General features: G+C 41.7%; 16 protein-coding genes. 10 read left to right on the forward strand and 6 right to left on the reverse strand.

Annotated elements, in window-relative coordinates:
* The first annotated feature begins 68 nt into the window (after nt 1-68).
* The 3 genes from argS to DY200_RS00210 all read left to right on the forward strand — a co-directional run bounded on the left by argS (nt 69) and on the right by DY200_RS00210 (nt 3,801).
* Nucleotides 69-1,796 carry an arginine--tRNA ligase gene (gene argS, locus DY200_RS00200; RefSeq protein WP_115586463.1) on the forward strand — a complete coding sequence of 576 codons (1,728 nt, stop codon included), beginning with the start codon at nt 69-71 and terminating at the stop codon, nt 1,794-1,796.
* Nucleotides 1,797-1,939: 143 nt separating this feature from the next.
* Nucleotides 1,940-3,115, forward strand: coding sequence for an Obg family GTPase CgtA (cgtA, locus tag DY200_RS00205; protein ID WP_115586464.1), 1,176 nt, complete (start codon nt 1,940-1,942; stop codon nt 3,113-3,115).
* Between the two features lie 74 nt (nt 3,116-3,189).
* Nucleotides 3,190-3,801 carry an HI_0552 family protein gene (locus DY200_RS00210; RefSeq protein ID WP_115586465.1) on the forward strand — a complete coding sequence of 204 codons (612 nt, stop codon included), beginning with the start codon at nt 3,190-3,192 and terminating at the stop codon, nt 3,799-3,801.
* A 105-nt stretch (nt 3,802-3,906) separates the two neighbouring features.
* On the opposite strand, the gene rlmB is transcribed toward DY200_RS00210, so the two are convergent.
* From rlmB to ribF, 4 genes are all read right to left on the reverse strand, one after another.
* Complete coding sequence (gene rlmB / locus DY200_RS00215) at nt 3,907-4,650, reverse strand: 23S rRNA (guanosine(2251)-2'-O)-methyltransferase RlmB (protein ID WP_115586466.1); 744 nt, start codon at nt 4,648-4,650, stop codon at nt 3,907-3,909.
* 78 nt (nt 4,651-4,728) lie between these two features.
* Complete coding sequence (pssA, locus tag DY200_RS00220; protein WP_115586467.1) at nt 4,729-6,093, reverse strand: CDP-diacylglycerol--serine O-phosphatidyltransferase; 1,365 nt, start codon at nt 6,091-6,093, stop codon at nt 4,729-4,731.
* A gap of 151 nt (nt 6,094-6,244) precedes the next feature.
* Entirely contained in the window at nt 6,245-9,058 is a 2,814-nt protein-coding gene (gene ileS / locus DY200_RS00225; protein WP_115586468.1) for an isoleucine--tRNA ligase, read from the reverse strand.
* Between the two features lie 59 nt (nt 9,059-9,117).
* Nucleotides 9,118-10,080: a bifunctional riboflavin kinase/FAD synthetase gene (gene ribF, locus DY200_RS00230; protein ID WP_115586469.1), complete on the reverse strand. Its 963-nt coding sequence runs from the start codon at nt 10,078-10,080 to the stop codon at nt 9,118-9,120.
* A gap of 332 nt (nt 10,081-10,412) precedes the next feature.
* Here ribF and nadR point away from each other — a divergent pair, with 332 nt between their 5' ends.
* From nadR to DY200_RS00250, 4 genes are all read left to right on the forward strand, one after another.
* Nucleotides 10,413-11,693, forward strand: coding sequence for a multifunctional transcriptional regulator/nicotinamide-nucleotide adenylyltransferase/ribosylnicotinamide kinase NadR (nadR, locus tag DY200_RS00235; protein ID WP_115586470.1), 1,281 nt, complete (start codon nt 10,413-10,415; stop codon nt 11,691-11,693).
* Nucleotides 11,690-12,388 (forward strand): metallophosphoesterase family protein, encoded by a 699-nt coding sequence (locus DY200_RS00240; protein ID WP_115586471.1) that lies wholly within the window; start codon nt 11,690-11,692, stop codon nt 12,386-12,388. Before nadR ends, DY200_RS00240 begins: the two co-directional genes overlap by 4 nt.
* Nucleotides 12,389-12,560: 172 nt before the next feature.
* Nucleotides 12,561-13,277, forward strand: a complete 717-nt coding sequence (gene arcA, locus DY200_RS00245) for a two-component system response regulator ArcA (protein WP_005595668.1) — start codon at nt 12,561-12,563, stop codon at nt 13,275-13,277.
* A 56-nt stretch (nt 13,278-13,333) separates the two neighbouring features.
* The gene (locus tag DY200_RS00250; protein ID WP_115586472.1) at nt 13,334-13,852 is read left to right on the forward strand and encodes a porin family protein; all 519 of its coding nucleotides are present in this window, start codon (nt 13,334-13,336) and stop codon (nt 13,850-13,852) included.
* Between the two features lie 83 nt (nt 13,853-13,935).
* Here DY200_RS00250 and DY200_RS00255 read toward each other — a convergent pair whose 3' ends face one another.
* The gene (locus DY200_RS00255; RefSeq protein WP_014992086.1) at nt 13,936-14,472 is read right to left on the reverse strand and encodes a KdsC family phosphatase; all 537 of its coding nucleotides are present in this window, start codon (nt 14,470-14,472) and stop codon (nt 13,936-13,938) included.
* Nucleotides 14,473-14,526: 54 nt separating this feature from the next.
* Between DY200_RS00255 and DY200_RS00260 the strand changes: the two genes are divergently transcribed.
* The 3 genes from DY200_RS00260 (at nt 14,527) to DY200_RS00270 (ending at nt 17,682) form a co-directional block, all read left to right on the forward strand.
* A complete protein-coding gene (locus tag DY200_RS00260) occupies nt 14,527-15,222 on the forward strand; it encodes a YggS family pyridoxal phosphate-dependent enzyme (protein ID WP_115586473.1) in 696 nt (231 codons plus the stop codon).
* Between the two features lie 190 nt (nt 15,223-15,412).
* Nucleotides 15,413-17,260 carry a translational GTPase TypA gene (typA, locus tag DY200_RS00265; protein ID WP_005603219.1) on the forward strand — a complete coding sequence of 616 codons (1,848 nt, stop codon included), beginning with the start codon at nt 15,413-15,415 and terminating at the stop codon, nt 17,258-17,260.
* A 158-nt stretch (nt 17,261-17,418) separates the two neighbouring features.
* The gene (locus tag DY200_RS00270; protein ID WP_005595677.1) at nt 17,419-17,682 is read left to right on the forward strand and encodes a GrxA family glutaredoxin; all 264 of its coding nucleotides are present in this window, start codon (nt 17,419-17,421) and stop codon (nt 17,680-17,682) included.
* Between the two features lie 58 nt (nt 17,683-17,740).
* Here DY200_RS00270 and rph read toward each other — a convergent pair whose 3' ends face one another.
* Entirely contained in the window at nt 17,741-18,457 is a 717-nt protein-coding gene (rph, locus tag DY200_RS00275; protein WP_115586474.1) for a ribonuclease PH, read from the reverse strand.
* Nucleotides 18,458-18,687 lie beyond the last annotated feature (230 nt).

Raw genomic sequence — 18,687 nt, forward strand, 5'->3', positions numbered from 1 at the left:
ACGCACTCTTCGGATTTTTTAAATTAAATGTCGTGCAAAAATAGCACGTTGAAAAAGGTTATAGATTCGTGAATATTCAACAGATTTTATCAGACAAAATTAAACAAGCAATGATTGCGGCAGGGGCGGACAGCAATGTCGAGCCGCTAGTGCGCCAATCGGGTAAACCGGAATTCGGCGATTATCAAGCAAACGGCGCAATGGGCGCAGCAAAAAAATTAGGTATGAACCCACGTGAGTTTGCACAGAAAATTTTGGATAACGCAGATTTAAACGGCATTGCCGATAAATTAGAAGTTGCCGGTCCGGGCTTTATCAATATTTTCTTGAACCAAGCATGGTTAGCAAATCAAGCAAGTGAAGCATTACAAGCGGTCAATTTCGGGATTAAAACTGCAAATCCGCAAACGATCGTGATCGACTATTCTTCGCCGAACGTAGCGAAAGAAATGCACGTAGGTCACTTACGTTCAACCATTATCGGTGATGCGGTGGTGCGTACTTTAGAATTTTTAGGTAATAAAGTGATTCGTGCCAACCACGTTGGCGACTGGGGTACGCAATTCGGTATGTTAATTGCTTACTTGGAGAAAATGGAAAACGAACACGCCAGCCAAATGGAATTAAGCGATTTGGAAGCGTTCTACCGTGCGGCAAAAGAGCATTACGATAGTGATGAAGTATTTGCCGAAAAAGCACGTAACTATGTGGTGAAACTCCAAGGCGGTGATGAATATTGCCGTACGATGTGGAAAAAATTAGTCGATATTACCATGCACCACAACCAAGAAAACTACGATCGTTTAAATGTGACGCTTTCGGAAAAAGATGTGATGGGCGAAAGCCTCTACAACCCGATGTTGCCGGAAATCGTGGCGGATCTCAAAGCAAAAGGTTTAGCGGTAGAAGACGACGGTGCGTTGGTGGTGTTCTTAGAAGAATTTAAGAACAAAGACGGTGACCCGATGGGTGTTATCGTACAGAAAAAAGACGGTGGTTTCTTATATACCACGACGGATATTGCCGCAGCGAAATATCGCTATGAAACCTTAAATGCGGATCGTGTGTTAGTGTTCTCGGATTCTCGCCAAGCACAACATATGCAACAAGCGTGGTTAATTACTCGTAAAGCGGGTTATGTGCCGGAAAGTTTCAGCCTTGAACATCCGTTCTTCGGAATGATGTTAGGCAAAGACGGCAAGCCGTTTAAAACTCGTTCGGGCGGTACGGTTAAATTAAAAGATTTATTAGATGAAGCGGTTGAGCGTGCGGATAAATTAATTTCAGAGCGTTCAACGGATTTAACCGCAGCAGAAAAAGCGGCGGTGGTGGAAGCGGTTGCTATCGGTTCGGTTAAATATTCGGATCTCTCGAAAAACCGTACTACAGACTACGTATTCGACTGGGATAATATGCTGACCTTCGAAGGCAACACCGCACCGTATATGCAGTACGCTTATACGCGTATTCGTTCAATCTTCAACCGTGCCGGCATTGATGTAAAAGGCCTAAACGGCGCAATTAATTTAACTGAAGATAAAGAACGTGCGTTAGCGGTTAAACTTTTACAGTTTGAAGAAGCATTAAACGGTGTAGCAAAAGACGGTATGCCGCATATTCTTTGCCAATACTTATACGAATTAGCCGGCGCATTCTCAAGTTTCTACGAAGCTTGCCCGATGCTGAATGCGGAAGAAAACGTGAAAAACAGCCGCTTACGTTTAGCCGCATTAACGGCGAAAACGCTAAAACAAGGTTTAGAACTCTTGGGTATTAAGACGATTGAAAAAATGTAATGAAACGTCCCCCTCTTTTGTAAAGAGGGGTTAGGGGAAATTTTACAAGCGGTGAAATTTCTCCAATATTTTGCAAATTTTAGATCTAACAAATCTCCCCCTGCCCCTCTTTGCTTAAAGAGGGGAGTAAAAAAGGAATAACAATGAAATTTATTGATGAAGCCCTGATTCGTGTCGAAGCAGGCGATGGCGGTAACGGTTGTGTAAGTTTCCGCCGTGAAAAATATATCCCGAAAGGCGGGCCGGACGGCGGTGACGGCGGTGACGGCGGCGATGTGTATTTAATCGCTGACGAAAACTTAAATACGCTTATCGACTACCGTTTTGAAAAACGTTATGCCGCAGGTCGTGGCGAGAACGGTCGTAGTGCCGGTTGTACCGGTCACCGTGGTAACGATATTACTTTACGTGTGCCGGTTGGTACGCGAGCAATCGACAATGACACTCAAGAAGTGATCGGCGACTTAACTAAACACGGTATGAAAATGTTGGTGGCAAAAGGTGGTTATCACGGTTTAGGGAATACCCGTTTTAAATCGTCGGTAAACCGTGCGCCTCGCCAAAAAACGAACGGTACACCGGGCGAGAAACGTGATTTATTACTTGAGTTAATGCTACTTGCCGATGTCGGTATGCTTGGCTTACCGAATGCCGGTAAATCAACCTTTATCCGTGCGGTATCGGCTGCAAAACCGAAAGTCGCGGATTATCCGTTTACCACGCTTGTGCCAAGTTTGGGCGTAGCGCGTGTCGGAGCGGATCGCAGTTTCGTGGTGGCGGATATTCCGGGCTTAATTGAAGGTGCGGCGGACGGTGCCGGTTTAGGTATTCGCTTCTTAAAACACCTTGAACGTTGCCGTGTGTTAATTCATTTAGTCGATATTATGCCGATTGACGAAAGCGATCCGGCACAAAATATTTCGGTGATTGAAAGCGAGCTTTACCAATATAGCGAAAAATTATCGGAAAAACCGACTTGGTTAGTGTTCAATAAGATTGACACGATTGGCGAAGAAGAAGCACAAGAGCGAGCAAAAGAAATTGCAGAACAAATCGGTTGGGAAGGCGATTATTACCTAATTTCTGCTGCAACCGGTCAAAATGTACAAAATCTTACCCGTGACATTATGGACTTTATCGAAGCGAATCCTCGTGAAGTGGTGGAAGAAAATACAGAAGCGGATGAAGTGAAATTCAAGTGGGATGATTACCATCAACAAGCAATGCAAAACCCTATCGAAGAAGATTGGGATGACTTTGATGATGATTGGTCGGAAGAAGATGAAGAAGGTGTGGAATTTGTTTACACCCGTAGCTAATCCCAGCTAATGACAAGCGGTTGAATTTGCGAAAAAATTTGCAAATTCGACCGCTTTTTATTTGAGGAACCAAAATGCTAAATGCCAAAAGTTGTGAATTATTCGAAATCCCGTTTTTTCAATTTGCGCAAATGAAAAAATATTGTCCGGAAGATATTCCGTTGATAAAAGCAAATTACAAAGCGGAGTGGCAAAAATGGAAAGCGTTGCATTTAGAAGTGGCACGTCAGCTCGGTATGCCGTTTGCCGAACCGCATATTGAAAAATGGTGTAACGGTTGGCAGGTGAGGTCGCACTTTTTTGCGTATTACAAATATGAATTTAACCGCAATTCTGCGGCAATCTTATCGGTGATTTTAAATCGCCGCCGTTTACAGGTGTGTTTGGATTGGCATTGTTACCGAGCGGATCGTTCGCAGATTTCATTGGCTCAATATAACCAATGGCTGGAAAAATTAGACCGCTTGCAATACCAAGATTTTGAGGTGTGGCACGGTGCGGAAAGTGAATATGCCGATTTTAAAACACTTAAAGAAACTGATTCGTTGTTACTTGAAAATGAAGAGGATTTTTGGTGCATCGGGCGCAATATTGAAAAAGCCGATTTGGATCAGATTGATGTAGCGGAATTTATTTACCAAACGATTCGAAAATTATTACCTCTGTATGAAGCGTGTCATCAGTAGAGAAAATATGGAAGAGACAAGCGGTTAAATTTTTAGCAAACTTTGCAAATGCCCAGTGACTTAAGATGAAACTTTATCATCTTCCATATTTGAAGAAATTAGCGCTTATTGTGCGTCTAGTTTTTGGCGTACGATTTCAAATAAACATACGCCGGTTGCCACTGAAACGTTTAATGAAGAAACCGAACCCGCCATTGGGATACTAATTAACTGGTCACAATGCTCACGGGTTAAACGACGCATACCGTTACCTTCCGCTCCCATCACTAAAGCGATCGCACCGGTTAATTTCGCCTGATAAATACCGGAAGTCGCTTCGCCTGCCGTGCCGACAATCCAGATATTATGTTGTTCTTGTAGCTCTCGCATGGTGCGAGCAAGATTGGTAACACGAATTAACGGCACGGTTTCCGCCGCACCGCAAGCCACTTTACGAGCAGTTGAGGTCAGTTGCGCCGATTTATCTTTCGGTACGATAACCGCATCCACACCAGCCGCATCAGCGGTACGCAAACAAGCACCAAGGTTATGCGGATCGGTCACACCGTCTAAGATTAATAAAAACGGGTTTTGTTTTTGCGCCAGAATAGCATCCAGATCATGTTCGTTCAGCTCTTTTTGTGGCACGACTTTCGCAATAATCCCTTGGTGAACTTCACCTTGCGCTTTGTTATCCAATGTTTGGCGGTTTACTTGCTGAACGGAAATACCTAAACGTTGTAATTCATTCAATAATGGGTTTAGACGTTTATCTTCACGTCCTTTTAGCACTAACACTTCAATTAAGCGTTCCGGTGCGTTATCTAAGAAAGCTTTTACGGCATGAATACCATAAATTTGTTCGCTCATTTTTATTCCTTTGTAAATAAAAAAGACGGATAACAAAGTTTTATACAAATCTATGTTATCCGTGATAAATCAAATAATTTATAACAACATTTTGACGACTTTATCCAACTTCACTCGACCGAAACGTTTTAACAGTTTTCGTACCGCTTCGGGATAATCGTTAATTTGCTCTAAGTCACTATAGTGTTTTAAAACCGTCGTATGAGTACGAATCTGCATTAATTCGGTTTCTGCCTTTGCGCTTAGTTCGGCTTTCGGGTCATAAATTAATACCGCATTTTCCGCGTCTAAAGCCCAAGCTCGAGGATTGAGATTATTACCGGTTAATAAGATATAACGATCGTCAATCCATACTCCTTTCAGATGGTAACTATTATCGCCGTGTTTCCATAGACGTACGGTTAATTGTCCGTTTTGGATATAACGATCAAAACGTTTGGTAAAAGCACGCAAATTTTTCTCATACAAATAAGGTAATGCCGATGCCATCGTAAATTTTTCTTCCGGTGGCGTATAGAAATCGTTAGCGGTTTTGTCACCGACAATAATTTCCGCTTTTTTGCCGTGATCCAATAGCCAATTTAAACGTTTATAAAGCGAAAGCGGAAAATTAAAATACGGCGTACATATCGTTAATTTATCTTCCACCTGATAAAACAAGGCTTCAATCGTTTTATTTAACGCATTTTTACGTCCTAAACCGACTAACGGCGATAAGCTCAATTGATCACTTTGCGGCTGTCCGTTAAATATATAACTTTGTGCGGATAAATATTTACGAAACGCTTTGATAAGCGGTCGAATTTCGTGCGTTTTCGGACGACTTGAATTATCTAAACGATTTACCGCATCATGCTGCAAAATATGCGTATCGGCAAACTCGACTATGGCATCGGTTAAGGCTTTATTTTCAATCACATGATAACGGTCGTAACGATAACGCTCAAATTGTTGCAGATAGACGTTATTAATACTTGCGCCGCTATAGAGTAACGTATCATCGAAGATAAAGCCTTTTAAATGCAATACACCGAATAACTCTTTGCGATTAACCGGCACGCCCCAAAACTGAATTTCTTGATCAGTCGGTAAATTATATTGTTGTTTGATTTTTACATACCAATCGGCATTTGAACTTGTCGTTTCTTCTCCGATACGACCTCGTTGCGCTCTGTGCCAATCGACGAGGACTTTAATATCGAGCGTAGGATTATCTCGTTTCGCTTGATATAAAGCGGTTAAAACTTCTTGCCCCGCTTCATCTTGTTCAAAATATAAAGCGGTTAAATAAATGCGCTTTTTTGCATTTTTGATTAGCGTTAAAATGCGCTCTTTGAACTCACGACTATCGGATAGAAATTCCACTTTATCCGCCGTTTGCGGGATAAAACGTAATGCTTCCAGCTGTTTTTTGGCGTGATTAGGTTTATTGAGAATGAGCATTTTACGATCCTATATGATAGACCCGATAGTAATATATCGGGTTAGTATATCGTTGTCGCTCTGCGACAGAATTTACGGAAGCTATTGATTAAAAATAACTTTGTAATGTAAAACCTCGCACATTGTGCGAGGTTATGTTACTTAAGCAATTTTAAGCAAACGAACGTTTCTCGCCTTCACCGGCTACGTTTTCTACGCAACGTCCGCACACCGAACTATGTTCCGTATGTGTACCGATGTCGGTTGCGAAGTGCCAGCAGCGTGGGCATTTTTCGCCTTCGGCACGTTCCACTTTCACCGCTAAACCTGCCATTTCGCCTTCCGCTACGTCCGCTTCGCTTAACGGCTTGATAATCGCTTGTGAAGTGATGAGTACGAAACGAAGTTCATTGCCAAGTTGCTCTAACATTGCACGGATTTCATCATTTGCATAAAGCGTTACTTTTGCTTCTAAACCCGAACCGATAACTTTGTCTTTACGCGCTTGTTCTAACACGCGGTTTGATTCGGCACGTACTTTTAAGATTTGTTGCCAGTAAGCATCGTCCAATTTATCCGCTTCGGTTAAACCGAATAAGCCTTCGTAGAATTCTTCGGTAAAGACGAATTCCGAACGACCTTCCACTTGCGGTAAATAGCTCCAAATTTCATCTGCTGTGAACGATAGAATCGGTGCCATCCAACGAACTAACGCTTCTGCGATATGCCATAATGCGGTTTGGCAGCTACGACGTGCAAGACTGTCCGCTTTCGTTGTGTATTGACGGTCTTTGATAATATCTAAATAGAATGAACCCATTTCGATAGAGCAGAAACGCATTAAACGTTGTACTACAGTATGGAATTGATAGTTGTCATACGCTTCTTTAATATCGTTTTGCGCTTCTAAAGCACAGCTTACTGCCCAACGGTCTAATGCGATCATTTCTTCCGGTTTGACTAAATCACGTTTCGGATCAAAACCGTTTAAGTTTGCCAATAAGAAACGAGCCGTGTTACGGATACGACGGTAAGATTCGCCCGCACTATTTAAGATATTGTGCGAAACGGCGATTTCACCGGTATAGTCGGTTGATGCCACCCATAAACGTAAAATATCCGCACCGTTTTTATTCCAAACTTCCGAAGGCACGATGACGTTACCTAACGATTTTGACATCTTACGGCCTTTTTCATCAACCACGAAACCGTGAGTTAATACTTGTTTATACGGTGCTTTACCGTTTGTTGCTGTTGAAAGCATTAATGAGGACATAAACCAACCGCGGTGTTGGTCCGAACCTTCCAAGTACATATCGGTACTATTGCCGTGATATTCCGGACGAGCTTCTACAACCGAAGCGTAAGTTGATCCCGAATCGAACCATACGTCTAAGGTGTCAGGTACTTTACGATATGTTTTTGCATCTTCACCCAGTAATTCCGCAGGATCTAAATCCCACCACGCTTGAATACCGGCTTTTTCTACACGTTTTGCAACTTCTTCTAATAACTCTAATGTACGAGGATGTAGTTCTTCGGTTTCATGATGAACGAACATCGTCATCGGCACACCCCACGTACGCTGACGCGAGATACACCAGTCAGGACGGTTTGCTACCATGGTATCAATACGTGCTTCCCCCCAGCTTGGGATCCAACGTACCGATTTGATTTCGCCTAATGCTTGTTTACGTAAGCCTTGCGTTTCCATACCGATAAACCATTGCGGCGTCGCACGGAAAATAATCGGTGTTTTGTGACGCCAGCAATGTGGGTAACTATGTTTGATACGTTCTAATTTTAATAAGGCACCGACTTCTTTTAATTTTTCTACGACTTTTTCGTTTGATTCGAATACGCCTAAGCCGGCAAAGAACGGTGTGCTTGAAATAAACTTACCGTCATTCGCCACTAAGCCTGCCATTTCGATGTTATATTTTTTCGATACGACAAAGTCGTCTTGACCGTGATCCGGTGCGGTGTGTACTAAACCTGTACCGCCGTCAGTCGTTACGTGATCACCTAAAATTAACGGCACGCTGTAGTCATAGAACGGGTGTTGGAATTGTATTAACTCTAATGCGTCGCCTTTTACTTCACCTAATACTTCAACTGATTCTACGCCGACCGCTTTTTGTACGCTTTCCACTAAATCTTTGACTAAAACAACACGTTCATCACCAAATTGAACTAATTGATAGTCGAATTCAGGATTGATTGAGATCGCTTTGTTTGAAGGTAAAGTCCAAGGTGTTGTGGTCCAAATTACTGCGGAAATTTGACCGCTTCCTTTACCTACCGCATTGAATTTCGCTTCCACCGCTGCAGCATCAACCGCTTTAAAGCGAACATAAATAGACGGAGACACTTTGTCTTCGTATTCTACTTCCGCTTCCGCTAATGACGAGCCGCAGTCTAAACACCAGTGAACCGGTTTAGAACCTTTGTATAAGTGACCGTTCGCAATCACTTTGCCTAAGGTACGGATAATGTGTGCTTCCGTATCGAAATTCATCGTAAGGTACGGATTATCCCAGTCGCCTAAAATACCCATACGGATAAAGTCTGCTTTTTGTCCTTCGACTTGCTCTTTTGCATAATCACGGCAAGCTTGACGGAATTCCGCCGCAGAAATTTTTTCGTTCGGTTTGCCGACGATGCCTTCTACTTTTAATTCAATCGGTAAACCGTGGCAGTCCCAACCCGGAACATAAGGCGTATCGAAACCTAAAGCGGTTTTCGATTTCATAATAATATCTTTTAAAATTTTATTAACTGCGTGACCAATGTGAATATTACCGTTCGCATACGGAGGACCGTCGTGCAGAATGAAAGATTTTTTCCCTTTCGAACTTTCACGTACTTTTTGGTATAGGTTTTTGTCATACCAATTTTTTAACATATCGGGTTCACGTTTAGCGAGATCCCCACGCATAGGAAAGCCTGTTTCAGGCAAATTTAAAGTGTTTTTGTAATCAATCATGTTTGTTTTCCAGTTAATAAAATTGTAGTTTGAATTCGGTTTAATTATTCGATTACTTGCTAGTTTGCAAAATGTTTAAAAAATTCGACCGCTTGTTCTCTGTCTTTTTCGATTTGTGCTTTCAGTGCTTCAAAGTCGGGAAATTTGACTTCATTACGAATTTTACGAATAAAAAATACTTCTATCGCTTCGCCGTAAATCGAACGGTTAAAATCAAAAATATGCACTTCAAGCAACGGTTTCGTGCCGTTAATGGTCGGTCGGTTTCCGACATTAGCGATCCCGTTATGTCTGCCCGTTTGGGTTTGAATTTGTACGGCAAATACGCCTTGCAACGGCGTAACCAATCGATTCAGCATAATATTGGCGGTCGGAAAACCGATCGTTCTCCCGAGCTTATTACCATGCGCCACTCTGCCGCAAATAGAATAAGGCTTGCCTAATAATTTTTCGGCTAAAACGAGATCATCTTGTTGTAATGCCGTTCGAATTAAAGAACTGCTGACACGTTGTTCCGCATGACTTAATGTCTGACTGTCTTCAACGGCAAAGCGATATTTCAATCCGGCATTACGTAACAAGGCAAAATCACCGGTTCGGTTTGCACCGAAGCGGAAATCGTCGCCTACGCTTAAGTAACGCACTCGCAATTGTTTAACTAATAACTCGCTGATAAAAGTGTCAGCCGATAAATTGGCGAATCGTTCATTAAATCTTACGCAAAGGACGAAATCAACGCCGGCTTGTTCAAGATATTTTAATTTATCCCGTAAACGCATCAGGCGAGCGGGAGCGATACAAGCGGTTGAATTTGCTTGTTTATTTGCAAAAAACTCTCTCGGCTGCGGTTCAAACAACATCACGACCGAAGGTAAGTTACGCTCAAGCGCTTGATCACATAGGCGAGCGAGAATATTTTGGTGTCCCAAGTGAACACCGTCAAAATTACCGATACTGACAACGCTGCCTTTTGCGAGGTCTTTGTGATTTGCCAAATTGTATAAGCCGCGAATGAGTTGCATTTTTTCCGCTTTTAATGTCCGTTTTTTTAAGAAAATTCCGTTGATTATACGGTTATCGGCCAAAAATGAAAAGTCAAATGCAGTGCAGAGTTTACCATTTTATGTCTAGGGTTGCGTCCCGAAAAATTTTCGCTGTAACGTTTGGCATAAAATAGTATATGGATAAGCGGCTATTTTTTATTTAAACGAAGAATTCGCTTTGTCTTATATAAAATACGGAACGGAAAAATATGCCGAAAAATAGCGCATCCATATAATATTTTTTAGATAAATCAATACTCAAATGCTACATTTTGTTTTATTATAACAAAAGTTATTTTGAGGAAAAAATTATGACAAATTTTGCTTACCTTCAACAAAAACGCAAACAATTAAAAATGAAAGTAAATGATGTTTGTGAGCAAGCCGGCGTAACTCGCGCTTATTTTAATCAATTGGTGAGCGGGAAAATTAAAAATCCGAGCGCAAATAAATTAAAAGCGTTACATCAAGTGTTAAATATCGTGGAAGATATGAATCAGCGTGTCGGGGTCATTTTCGGTAAATTTTATCCGGTTCATACCGGTCATATTCATATGATCTACGAAGCCTTCAGTAAGGTGGACGTTTTACACGTGGTGGTTTGTACCGATGCGGAGCGTGATCTGCAACTTTTCAAAGACAGTAAGATGAAGCGTATGCCGACCAATGAAGACAGACTTCGTTGGATGCAACAAATCTTTAAATATCAGCAAAAGCAAATTTTTATTCATCACCTCAAAGAAGACGGCATTCCGAGCTATCCGAACGGATGGCAAGGTTGGGCGGATCGCGTAAAAGAATTATTCAATGAGAAGAATATTCGTCCGTCGCTTGTGTTTAGCAGTGAGGTTCAAGATAAAGAACCGTATGAAAAATATTTGGATTTGGAAGTTCATCTGGTTGATCCTAAACGAGAGTCTTTCAATGTGTCCGCCACTAAAATTCGTAATAATCCGTTCCAATATTGGCGATTTATCCCGAAAGAAGTACGTCCTTTCTTTGTAAAAACCATTGCGATTTTAGGCGGGGAAAGTAGCGGTAAATCGGTCTTGGTCAGCAAACTTGCCAACGTATTTAATACCACTTCCGCTTGGGAATACGGACGAGAATTCGTGTTTGAGCGTTTGGGCGGTAATGAGCAGGCGATGCAATATTCCGATTATCCGCTCATGGCGTTAGGTCATCAGCGATATATCGACTATGCGATGAAACACGCGCATAAAGTGGCATTGATTGATACCGACTATATTACTACGCAGGCGTTTTGTATTCAGTACGAAGGTAAATCACATCCTTTCTTAGATTCGATGATCAAGGAATATCCTTTTGACGTCACGATTTTATTGTCCAATAACACCAAGTGGGTGGACGACGGAATGCGTAGTCTTGGCTCGGTCAAGCAACGTCAGCGTTTTCAACAGTTATTGAAGAAACTGCTCGAAAAATACAATGTGCCTTATATCGAAATTGAGTCGCCGAGTTACTTGGATCGATATAATCAAGCGAAAGAAGTGGTGGAAGCCATTTTGAAAGAAGAAGAAATTCCATTGCAATTTAAACAGTATAATCATACGACGGAAGATAAAGAATGATACTTTTTGCGGGCGATCCTCACGGTAGTTATCGGCATCTTTACCCTGTACTACAGGAATATAAAGGTGAGGAAATCGCATTGGTCATTTTAGGTGATCTACAACTTACGACGCCGGATGAACTGGATAAACTTTCACAATATTGTGACATTTGGTTTATTCACGGTAATCACGACAGTAAAACCGTCGCCGCATTTGATTCGATTTGGAATAGCGAGTGGAAAACGCGCAGTTTGCACGGCAAAGTCGTAGATATTCAAGGGGTAAAAATCGCCGGCTTGGGCGGTGTGTTCAGAGGGCATATTTGGATGCCGCCGAATCGCCCGATGTTTTTTGACCCGATTCATTATTGCCAATATTGTCCGCAAGAACGTATTTGGCGCGGCGGCTTGCCGTTACGTCACAGAACGTCGATTTTTCCATCGGATGTCGAAATACTGGAAGGGCTGCAAGCGGATATTTTAATTACCCACGAAGCGCCCCGTCCGCATCCGCAAGGGTTTGCCGTGATTAATCAACTGGCGAAAAAGATGGGAGTTAATAAAATTTTTCATGGACATCATCATGATAATTTCGATTATCGCCCGATAAATCGTAATAAACATTGCGATATTTTTAATATCGGCTTTCGTAGTTTAGCGGACATTAACGGAAATTATTTGATTGTCGGGGTGGATGATCGGGAGAATCGCTAACAATTTTTTAATATCAGTATAGCAAGAGTGTAAAGATATTTGACTTCACATAACAAAAGTATAATTAACTCTTTCTAGTAAGTCGGAAGATAGGTAAAATTGCCACAATTTTACAACAATAATTCAACAGATTGTAATAACGGATTTTTAAAATTAACAGAAGGCTTATACAATGCAGAACCCACAAATCTTGATTGTCGAAGATGAACTTGTTACGCGCAATACGCTCAAAAGTATATTCGAGGCGGAAGGTTATGAAGTTTTTGAGGCGACGGACGGCACGGAAATGAACGCCATTCTTGCGCAACAAGAAATTAATCTTGTGATTATGGATATCAATCTTCCGGGTAAAAACGGTTTAATGTTGGCGCGCGAATTAAGAGAGAACACTAAAATTGCATTAATGTTCTTAACCGGACGCGATAATGAAGTGGATAAAATTCTCGGTTTGGAAATCGGTGCGGACGATTATATTACTAAACCGTTTAACCCTCGTGAATTAACCATTCGTGCGCGTAATCTTTTACATCGTACGATGAATGAAAAAGAGAAAACGACGAAAGACATCGTACAGACGGACAGCTATCGTTTTAACGGCTGGGAGCTTGATGTTAATAGCCGTAGTCTAATTACACCGGAAGGTGTGGTAAATAAATTACCTCGTAGCGAATTTAGAGCGTTACTCCATTTCTGTGAGAACCCGGGTAAAATTCAAACTCGAGAAGATTTATTACTGAAAATGACCGGTCGTGAATTAAAACCTCATGATCGTACTGTGGATGTGACGATTCGTCGTATTCGTAAACATTTTGAAGATCACCCTAACACACCGGAAATTATCGTAACCATCCATGGTGAAGGTTACCGTTTTTGCGGTGAATTAGAGTAGCATTAAACGTTTAATCCGAGCGTTTAGGATCTTCTTTTCTAAAAAGGTACATTTTTATGAAAAATTTAACAGTTTTAGCACTAGCGGGTTTATTCTCCGCATCGGCATTTGCGGCACCGGTCGGAAATACCTTTACCGGTGTAGGCGTAGGCGTTGATCTCACCACGGTAAAATATAAAGTGGACGGCGTAAAAGGTAAACAATCAACCAGTCCCGCGTTAGTGGTCGATTACGGTATGGACTACGGCGATAATTTTGTCGGCGTAGTACAAGGTAAAGTAAAAGTAGGTAGCACAAAGGTATTTAGTGACGTAAAACAGAAAACTAAATATACCGTAGCTTATCAACAAGGTTATCGTGTCGCTTCGGATTTATTACCGTATGTGAAAGTAGATGTTGCGCAAAGCAAAGTCGGCGATACTAATTTCCGTGGTTACGGTTATGGTGCGGGTGCTAAATATGCCGTATCAAGTAATGTAGAACTCGGTGCGGAATATACTCGTAGCAACTTGAGAAAAAGCGGTACTAAATTAAAAGGTAATGAATTTACTGCGAATTTAGGTTACCGTTTCTAATTATTTTTCCCTTATGACAAGCGGTTGTTTCTTGCAAAAAATTTGCGAAAAACGACCGCTTATTTTTTTATTAATACTTTATTTTACTGAGCCATTTTTTCAGCTACGGTTAGAAAGCCGTCTGCAGTCGCGTAGATTTCTTCAAATCCTTGCGCTTGTAGAATACGGTCAGATACTTCACGAAAAGCCCCTTCGCCACCGGCTTTTTCTAATACCCAATCCGCTTTTGCTTTTACATAGTCGTGCGCATTACGGGTAGCAATTGCCAGTCCGCAAACCTCAAACGCCGGTAAATCTAACGTATCATCACCAATAAAAGCGGTTTGTTCCGCTGTTACGCCTGCTTCTTGCATCAATTCAAAACACGCGGAACGTTTTTCCATTTTACCTAATTTAAACAGAGGCACTTTGAGTACATCAATACGTTTACGTAACAATGCCGAATCGCCGCCGGATAAAATCGCCACTTGGATACCACAGGTTTGTAGCATTTTCATACCCAAGCCGTCATGGACGTGAAAGCGTTTCATTACCTCGCCTTCGGCGGTGTAGTACATTCCGCCGTCGGTAAGCACGCCGTCCACATCGGTAATCACTAATTTAATCTTGGTTAAATCCATCATTCTGTTCCTCAATATGTTATGATTTATCCATTATAGTTTTTGGAGTAAAAAATGTCGATTTCTCACAATTTATCTGAAATTCAGCAACAGATTCAGCAAATTTCCCAACAATGCGGGCGAGATAATGTTCGTTTACTGGCGGTTTCTAAAACCAAACCGGTGGAAGCGATTGAAGAAGCGATTGTTGCAGGACAAACCGCATTCGGTGAAAACTATGTGCAGGAAGGGGTAGAAAAAATTACTTATTTTGCTCAGCAACCGAATTTAGAATGGCATTTTATTGGGCCGCTACAGTCGAATAAAACCCGTTTGGTGGCGGAAAATTTTGATTGGATTCAAACCGTTGACCGTTTAAAAATCGCGGAGCGATTGAATGCACAGCGTCCGGCAAATAAAGCACCGCTTAATGTGCTGATTCAAATTAATATTAGTGACGAACAGTCTAAATCAGGTATTCAACCGGAAGAATTAGACGAGTTGGCAAAAGCGATTAGCCAACTACCAAATTTACGTTTGCGTGGTTTGATGGCAATTCCAAAACCGGAAAGTGAAGCTGAACAGCAAAAAATTGCATTACGTAAAATGCAGCAACTTTTTGACCGCTTGCAAGACGAGTTTGAAGGGATAGATACGCTTTCAATGGGAATGAGTGATGATATGCAAAGTGCGATTGAATGCGGCTCAACGATGGTGCGTATCGGCACGGCGATTTTTGGTGCGAGGGATTATTCCGCTAAAAGCGTTTAATTGCAAAAAATTTAGTAAATCGGACCGCTTAAATCATAGCCAATAAATAAAAATTTCTGTATAATCTCGCCCCTTGATGAATTGTGATCTTGATCACATTAGGTCACAAGAATGGGGCGATTTCCCCCCGATAAAGATTTCCACGGTACGTGTAAACGTACCCTATATTCAACTCAATAAAGACATTTCAATGCAAAATTTAGATATCAATAAATTGCGTAATATCGCAATTATCGCGCACGTTGACCACGGTAAAACAACACTTGTAGATAAACTTTTACAACAATCAGGCACATTAGGCGAAACGCGTGGCGATGCTGACGAGCGTGTAATGGACTCAAACGATCTTGAAAAAGAACGTGGCATTACCATTCTCGCTAAGAATACGGCGATTAACTGGAACGATTACCGTATTAATATCGTAGATACGCCGGGACACGCGGACTTCGGCGGTGAAGTAGAACGTGTACTTTCTATGGTTGATTCGGTGTTATTAGTGGTAGATGCGTTTGACGGACCGATGCCGCAAACACGTTTCGTAACTCAAAAAGCATTTGCGCACGGTTTAAAACCAATCGTTGTGATCAACAAAGTGGACCGCCCGGGTGCACGTCCCGACTGGGTTGTGGATCAAGTATTCGATTTATTCGTAAACTTAGGTGCAACGGATGAACAATTAGATTTTCCAATTATCTACGCATCGGCATTAATGGGCGTTGCAGGTTTAGAACACGAAGATCTTGCGGAAGATATGACCCCGTTATTCCAAGCGATCGTTGATCATGTTGAACCGCCGAAAGTGGAATTAAACGCACCGTTCCAAATGCAAATTTCGCAATTAGATTACAACAACTATGTAGGTGTAATCGGTATCGGTCGTATCAAACGCGGCTCAATCAAACCGAACCAAACGGTAACGGTGATTGATTCCGAAGGTAAAACCCGTAACGGTAAAATCGGTCAGGTGTTAGGTCACTTAGGTTTACAACGTTATGAAGCAAGCGAAGCATTTGCCGGCGACATCATTGCAATCACCGGTTTAGGCGAATTAAATATCTCGGATACGATTTGTGATATTAACAACGTAGAAGCGTTACCGGCATTAAGTGTTGATGAACCGACCGTAAGTATGTTCTTCTGCGTAAATACTTCTCCGTTCTGCGGTCAAGAAGGTAAGTATGTGACTTCTCGTCAAATCCTTGAGCGTTTAAACAAAGAATTAGTCCACAACGTAGCATTACGTGTAGAAGAGACACCAAACCCGGATGAATTCCGTGTATCCGGTCGCGGTGAGTTACATTTATCGGTATTAATCGAGAATATGCGCCGTGAAGGTTACGAGTTAGCGGTATCGCGTCCGAAAGTAATCTACAAAGAAGAAAACGGTAAAAAACAAGAGCCGTTCGAGCAAGTCACCATCGATATCGAAGAACAACACCAAGGTGCGGTAATGGAAGCGTTAGGTATCCGTAAAGGTGAAGTGAAAGATATGATTCCGGACGGCAAAGGTCGTACCCGTTTAGAATATGTGATCCCAAGCCGTGGTTTAATCGGTTTCCGTAACGAATTTATGACGATGACTTCTGGTACCGGTTTACTTTACTCAAGTTTCAGCCACTATGATGACGTAAAACCGGGTGAAATCGGTCAGCGTAAAAACGGCGTGTTAATTTCTAATGCAACCGGTAAAGCGCTTGCTTATGCTTTATTTGGTTTACAAGAACGCGGTAAATTAATGATCGATCACGGTGTGGACGTTTATGAAGGTCAAATTATCGGTATTCACAGCCGTGGTAACGACTTAACCGTAAACTGCTTACAAGGTAAAAAATTAACCAATATGCGTGCGTCAGGTAAAGATGATGCAATCGTATTAACAACTCCGGTTCGTTTGAGTTTAGAACAAGCGTTAGAGTTTATCGATGATGACGAGTTAGTAGAAGTAACGCCGCAATCAATTCGTGTACGTAAACGTTTATTAACCGAAAATGATCGTAAACGTGCAGGTCGTACAACCACAAGCACCAGCACGAAATAATTTGTGTTAATTTAAGAAAATGCCCGTTACTATAATTTAGTAAGCGGGCATTTTTTTAGGATTTTTTGCAAAAAGCTGATAGAATTCGACCGCTTACCAGTCCATTGAAGCTGGCATTTGCCATTGAATAATTAGCTTAATTTTATAAGGAATGAATTATGTTCGTAGAAATTTATGGTCGTATGACTTGCCCGTATTGCACACGTGCAAAAGCGTTAGCGGAAAAAATGAAAGGCGAATTAGCCGATTTCGATTTTAAATTTATCGATATGATTGCCGAGGGTATTTCAAAAGAAGATTTAGAACCACGTGTTGGCAAACCGGTTGCAACCGTACCACAAATTTTCTTAGATAACGTTCACGTTGGCGGTTGTACTGATTTCCAAGCGTTAGTGAAAGAAAAATTCGGGATTGAAGTTTAATCACTCATCATGAGAAACAAAAACGGCACAAGTATTTAATTTACTTGTGCCGTTTAGTTTATAGGCCTAACGCTTTACGTTGAGCATCTAACAATTGATTGATTCCTTGATGAGCAAGGTCGAGTAATTGTAATAATTCCATGTGGGAGAACGGTTCGCCTTCGGCGGTACCTTGCACTTCAACTAATCTGCCGTCTTCGACCATTACCACGTTCATATCCGTTTCGGCATTTGAATCTTCAATATATTCCAAATCACATACCGCATTACCGTCCACAATACCGACGGAAATTGCCGCCACTAAGCCTTTCATCGGATTTTCTTTAAGTACGCCGTCAGCGACTAATTTGCTCATCGCATCGTGTAAAGCCACGCACGCACCGGTAATTGCCGCCGTACGAGTGCCACCGTCCGCTTGAATCACATCACAATCCACCGTAACAGTACGTTCGCCAAGGGCTTTTAAATCGACTACTGCGCGTAATGAGCGTGCGATAAGACGTTGAATCTCCATGGTTCTGCCGCCTTGTTTGCCTTTTGCCGCTTCACGTTGCATACGGCTGTGGGTTGAACGTGGCAACATACCGTATTCGGCGGTTACCCAGCCTTGCTGCTGACCTTTTAAAAAGCGAGGAACCGTTTCTTCCACGGTGGCATTACATAAAACTTTGGTTTCGCCGAATTCAACTAAAACGGAGCCTTCCGCATAACGAGTATAGTGACGAGTAATTTTTACCGGACGAACTTGATTCAGTTCACGATTATTTGGGCGCATGATTTCTTCCTTTTATTAAAAAATTTTCCTATTGTAACAAATAAACCTACGGATCGCTTTCATTTCTAAAATACGCCCGAAAAATCACGTTTTCGTAGAAATCGGGCATTTTTATTTATATTTATCACTTAAATTTAAGCTATTTTGCTTTATTTATGTGACTCAGTTCTCATTTCTTATGATCTAAATAGAAATATGTTGATAATTTGTTAAATCGAAATTATAAAATT

It is taken from the genome of Actinobacillus lignieresii (assembly GCF_900444945.1).
In the GTDB taxonomy this organism is placed as follows: domain Bacteria; phylum Pseudomonadota; class Gammaproteobacteria; order Enterobacterales; family Pasteurellaceae; genus Actinobacillus; species Actinobacillus lignieresii.